Origin of the sequence: Nonomuraea sp. MG754425 (assembly GCF_021699195.1) — a bacterium.
In the GTDB taxonomy this organism is placed as follows: Bacteria; Actinomycetota; Actinomycetes; order Streptosporangiales; family Streptosporangiaceae; genus Nonomuraea.
On the sequence record NZ_SSXE01000353.1, the window covers coordinates 1 to 4,532 of the forward strand.

At 67.2% G+C, this 4,532-nt stretch carries 3 protein-coding genes; 2 read left to right on the top strand and 1 reads right to left on the bottom strand.

The annotated features are described in order from the left end of the window. Window positions 1–1,131 precede the first annotated feature (1,131 nt). Complete coding sequence (locus FAF44_RS52185) at window positions 1,132–1,746, bottom strand: helix-turn-helix transcriptional regulator (protein WP_237110946.1); 615 nt, start codon at window positions 1,744–1,746, stop codon at window positions 1,132–1,134. Between the two features lie 69 nt (window positions 1,747–1,815). Between FAF44_RS52185 and FAF44_RS52190 the strand changes: the two genes are divergently transcribed. After that, complete coding sequence (locus FAF44_RS52190) at window positions 1,816–3,216, top strand: MFS transporter (RefSeq protein WP_237110947.1); 1,401 nt, start codon at window positions 1,816–1,818, stop codon at window positions 3,214–3,216. 705 nt (window positions 3,217–3,921) lie between these two features. Then, a partial coding sequence (locus tag FAF44_RS52195; RefSeq protein WP_237110948.1) for a murein hydrolase activator EnvC occupies window positions 3,922–4,532 on the top strand: 611 nt, incomplete at its 3' end.

Here is a 4,532-nt window from a genome sequence, read left to right on the forward strand (position 1 = left end):
CGCCACCACCCCGGCCCATCCCCATCACCAACGCCCAAAGAGCGTTGCTCAACGGAGTAGGCCAAAGCAGTACAGCGTCTCCCGCACCCCACCCGACCCTCAGACAGGCGACCACAACATGACCATTGATCCACTGCTCGCCAGAACGCCACCAGCATCACAAAGCCGACGCGACCAGCGGCCACCCCCACGAGACCCCTGAATCCCCACAACCAACGCCGACGCCAACACGAACCCGAACCGGACAACACGCACCCAACCCCAACACCCACGCGGCCTCAGACACCAACCCGACGGCAGGCGCCGCCGACCTGCTCGGCGTCTCCCGCCCGACCTGCTCGGCCGCGGTTGTGGAAGGTGCTGCCGCGGCTGACCGACCCCTCCTACGAGGACCGCTACCGCGCCTCCATGGTCGGCCGGCAGATCGCCTGGTCGTCACGCGCAACCCCACCGGGCGGCACGGACCCGACACGGCCCTGACCCCCAGGCCCGACACGGACCCGGACCCAATGCCGGCAACCCTGCCCACCAAGCCCCACGCTTCCGTGTACGGGAAACCGCATGCGCGGGGTGAAGACGCCCCCGACCAGGCACAGACCCGGCACCGCCCCGGGCGCGGGCACGGACCCGACGCAGACGCAGACGCGAACCCGAACCGGACATGGGCTCGAACCGGACGTGGGCGCAGACAACCCCGCGACAGCCCAGGCACACCCGAACCAACGCAACACAGCCGAGCCCAACACGCAGGACGTTCATCACGTCCTCGCGCGCCCAGCCCCAACCACACCGGTCACACGCAGGGCGACCCCGGCACGTCCCACCCCACCGCGAGACACCTCAGCACAGCGAGGACCGCCCCAAGCCCGCCAGCAGGTACACCCACCAACCACACAGAGCCGCCTGCCCACCGGCCGACCGCGCGCCCCAACCTCATGACATAGAACGCATAGCCCTCTCATGACGCAGAACGCATAGCCCGCCTGGCCACCGCCACGTCGCAAGGCCCGGCCCGCCACTCAGCCATCAGCCGCCACCAAGCCATGGAGCCGAGCCCGTCGCCCCACGAGCGGGATCAACGCCACCCCACCGACACCCGCACGATCACCAACCCACCACCCCCTTCACGATTCAACCGGCATCGTGATCTTCGGTCGGCAGACCCGGAACGATCCTCGCCGCCACCGGAAACAGATTGACCTGCGCCTCCACAACCCTGGCCCCCTCGGGTGCGTCCTTCGCACTGCGCAACCGAGTGAAGTAGGGCTCGAGCAACTTCACGATCTCCTGGTTCAACTGCGCGAGTTCCTCAGGATTCACCCTGATCCGGTGCCGGCTGAACAGTGTCGCCTCGCGCCACTCCTCAGACTCCCTGTCAGCGCCGGCCAGAGCCCGCTCCGCTTCCTCATTGGCGTCCCGCCGAAACGCCGCGATCAGCAGCACCTTGGCCGCCCGGACCTCCGGCTGATCATCGGGATCGACCCCGACGCTCAGCGGCTTGTCCACGGCCTGCCAGACCCGCTCCCTGCCATCACCTCGCGGCGGCGCGTCCTCCACGAATCCGTACTTGGCCAGCATCCGCAAGTGATAGCTGGCGGCACTGGGAGTGATCCCCGCGATCTCCGCAGTCTCGGTGGCAGTGGCGCTGCCTTCCACGCGAAGCCTGTTGAGGATCATCAACCTCGCTGGATGAGCCAGTGCCCGCATCGCCTTGGGGTCGCTGAGCCCGTCGCTGTCCTGCGTCATGCGCCAAACGTACCCATCTCCAGGTCTGAAGTATTGCTTTCATAACTATGAAGGATTATCTTCACAGTTATGAAGCGTTCCCTTCACAGATCATCCGACACCCCCTCACCTGCCACCCGCACCAGCGCCGAGCCCGACCCCGACACCATCTCGACGCCACCCCTCCCCCAGGACGCCAAGCAGCCTGAGCCCGATCCGGCCCACGCCGAGCCTTCGCCTACGCCCCTTCGCAAACAACGCGACTACCGCCTGCTCTGGACGGCCCGAACGATCTCCGTCACCGGGTCAGAGGTCTCCAAGCTGGCCATCCCCTTGACCGCAATCACCCTGCTGACGGCCTCCCCCGCTCAGATGGGCATCCTGACCGCCGCCGCCTCGGTCCCGGTGCTCCTGTTCGGCCTCCAGTCGGGAGCCATCGCCGACCGGCTCACCCGACACCGTCCGCTGATGATCGTTTGCGAACTCGTCTCCTGCGCAGCGGCGGCCACGATCCCGGCCGCCTACGTTCTCGGTGTACTGAATGTCGTCTGGTTGGTCGTCGTAGCACTGGTGATCGGCACCACCGGAGTGCTCTTCAAAGCGGCGAACTTTCCTCATGTGGCGGCGGTGGTCGCCCCATCTCAGCGAACGGAGGCGATGGCCGGCTTCCACGCCTCTTACTCGGTGGCCTCAGTCAGCGGCCCGGGTCTGGCCGGCCTCCTAGTGCAGATCCTCACCGCTCCTCTGGCCGTTCTGGCGGAGGCGTTCGCATTCCTGACCTCGGCCTTGCTGCTGCGCACGATCAGAACTCCTGAGCACAACACCCCGGCGTCGTCCCAGAGCATGTGGCGCGACGTCGTGGAAGGGTTGAGGGCCAGCGTCACCCATCCGGTCCTCCGCGCGCTCCTCGGAGCCGGCGTCACGATCAATTTCTTCGCGATGGCGTACACAGCCGTCTACATGCTCTACATGCTGAACACGCTGGACATCCCCAAGGCCCTGATCGGCGTCCTCACCGCCCTCAGCGGCGTCGGCGGCCTGTTCGGCGCCTGGATCACGGCCCGTCTGTCCAAGCGTTACGGCGAAAACCGGGTCCTGCTCATCTCAGTGATCTTCTTCCCCATCGAAATTCTGGCGGTCGGCCTGCTGACCGGCCCACTGTGGTGGAAACTCTCGATGCTCGCTCTCACCAGCACGGTCACGGGCGGCATCGTCGTCGCCTTCGCCACCTGCATGGGCGCGATCATCCTTCGGGAAGCCTCGCCGGAGCTGCGCGGCCGAGTGAACGCCACGACGACCTTCGCCGTCCAAGGTGTCCTGGCCCTGGGCGGTCTTACCGGCGGCTTCCTGGCCGAGTTCCTCGGCCTTCGCCCCGTGATCCTCATCTGCGCGGCCGGCATGGCCCTGAGTTCCATCTGGATCTGGACGTCCCCGCTCCGCCCGCATCTTCGCAGGAAGCCCGCCCCGCTCGCCTCAGCCTCGCAGCACTGATCCATCGTCCATGTGGTCGCCAAACACTTGATCAACAGCAACCGTCGTTCTCAGCCCGAGCCCACCCGCAAACGCGCACCCCCATCATCGCTCACCCGAACCACCACTCGATCCCTTCATCCACAGCCGCCTCCTCTCTCACTCAGTTATCCACAGAACGCCATTCGCTCCCGCGTCGCCCACCCCGCTCCAGCCAAACTCCCGCCCATGAACGCCCACGCTCCCGCAACTCCCTCGATCATCAGGACGCCACCCACACCCCTGTCAGCGGCACCGGATCCAGACACACAGCTCGGGCCCGAGCTTGGACGGCGACCAGGACCAAAGCTGCGACAAGAGCCGGAACCAACACCGGCACTCGGTCTACGACAAGAGCCAGAATCAGGACCAGGTCCATCGCCGGAAGGGCAACCCGAGCCGGCCCCTGGGCCGGACAACCTGGCACCCACTCTGGGCTCAGAACCGGCACCGGCTACCGGACCGGAACCGGAAACGACCACCAGGCCGGCGCCCCTCGCCGTCTCTCCCGCCGCACCGCACCCGAAGAGATCGCCCCTCCACGAGGGAAAACCACCATCACACGACCTACGCCCGGTAAGCCCAACGTCGTGGCCGCGCACCGACGTCATGGCCAAGACTGCCCCAACACGCCGCCGTCGGCCTTCAAGGGCCCTGAGACGAAGAGTCGTCTGCACCACCCTGCTGGTGGTCATCTTCACGGTCCTGATCCTGCCCGTCGCCCCTGCGGCCCCAGCCAGAGCGTCGCCCTCCACCTGGCGCTGGCCACTCGACGGACGCCCTCGCATCCTGCGCCGCTTCACCCCGCCTCCTGAGCCGTGGCTCGCCGGTCACCGCGGCATCGACCTGGCAGCCCCCGCAGCCGCACCCGTCCTGGCAGCCGGCCCGGGCACGATCCGCTTCGCCGGCCCGGTAGGCGGCAAGGGCGTGGTCACCATCGATCATGAAGACGGCCTGCGCACGACGTACCAACCGGTCACCGCGTCGGTACGCAGCGGCCAGCCCGTCACGTCAGGAGCCAAACTCGGCGTCCTGGAATCCACCACGTCCCACTGCGAGGAATCCTGCCTGCACTGGGGCCTGCGTCGTGGCACCAGTTACCTGAACCCGCTGCAACTTCTGGGCCACGCCCCCACCCGCCTCCTCCCCTTCTGGCCCTTGATTGCAGCCACCCCAGCAACGAACTCCGCCACCCGCACTCCCTCCATCTCCACAAACAACCCCACCCTCGCCGGCCGAACCGAATCCGGCACGACTCACAACTCCAGCACAGGCCCCACCCACACACCGCCGCCCAT